The organism is Endozoicomonas sp. ONNA2, from assembly GCF_024606365.1.
In the GTDB taxonomy this organism is placed as follows: Bacteria; Pseudomonadota; Gammaproteobacteria; order Pseudomonadales; family Endozoicomonadaceae; genus Endozoicomonas.
The window spans coordinates 1-1,108 of sequence record NZ_JAHHPO010001211.1; the positions used below are offsets into that span (position 1 = coordinate 1).

1 protein-coding gene is annotated in these 1,108 nt (G+C 53.2%); it reads right to left on the reverse strand.

The genetic code is table 11. The features are described 5' to 3' along the window. Window positions 1-34: 34 nt before the first annotated feature. On the reverse strand, window positions 35-1,108 hold a 1,074-nt coding region (locus tag KDK14_RS21270), incomplete at its 5' end, for a type I secretion C-terminal target domain-containing protein (protein WP_257267273.1).

Here is a 1,108-nt window from a genome sequence, read left to right on the forward strand (position 1 = left end):
TACCGGTTTACGCAAGTCAAACAGCCCGGACCACTCAATCCAGGCTGAGATTACCGTTATTAAGCAGATTGTTAATAATATCGGCGTCGGTGTTGCCCAGTGAGGACAGGTCAACCCCTTCCAGCTTGATCTTCTGAGTGACATCTCCACCCCCCTGTGGTGTCACTTCAAGCGTGGTATCGCCGTTGTCAAAATTCAGGGCCAGATACTGATCCAGATCCCCGTGATCACTGGGCAGGATATCGTCCAGATGAATCACATCACCGCCCTGTCCCAGATGGAAGTCCGTAATAACATCTTCTGCGGGGGCTGCGGCTGTACCAAGGTCTGATGCTTCCCAGGTAAAGGTGTCAGAACCCGTACCGCCGGTCAGGGTATCATCACCGGCTCCACCAAAGAGAATGTCGTCACTCGCTTCCCCCAGCAGGGTGTTGCTGCCACTGTCCGCTCTGATGATATCCGCACTATCGGTACCGATCATCTCCAGGGAGGTTAAAAATGACTCAATATCGCCGGACTGAGCCTGACCGTAGAGGTCACTGATACTGTCGGGGTCCAGAGATCTGTCCAGAACCACCAGATCTGTCACGGTACCATCGGTGGCAGCATCCTGGGACCAGTTACTCTGTCCCACCAGGTTGCTGGTCAGGGACACCCCGGAAGGCCCCTGGCCGTTTGGATTGTCCGCCACTTCAACGCCATTTTTATACAGGTGCATGTGGCCATCGGCATCAACCGTCAGGGCCATGTGGAAGGTTTCTCCAAGGGTATAGAAGTTATCAAACGCCACAGACCCGACTATGGTGTTGCCGTGGAAAATTTGCGCCTCGATGCGACCTTCTGCAGGGCTGGCAATCAGGATATTATCGGTGCCGGGACCGTTACCAAAGTCAATAATTCTGGCCCAGTTAGTGTGGCTGTTATAGGTAAAGGTCGAAGCAATGGTTATATCACCGGACAGGGTCATGGTTCCTAGGTAGCCACCGGCACCGTTGAGGTTGACGCCATCATCGTTGAAATGAGTAATGGCACTGTAGAAGGTCACAACCTGACCATTGCTGGTAAGACTTTCCGCCTTGTCATCGGAACCGGTGGTAAAGTCAATGAC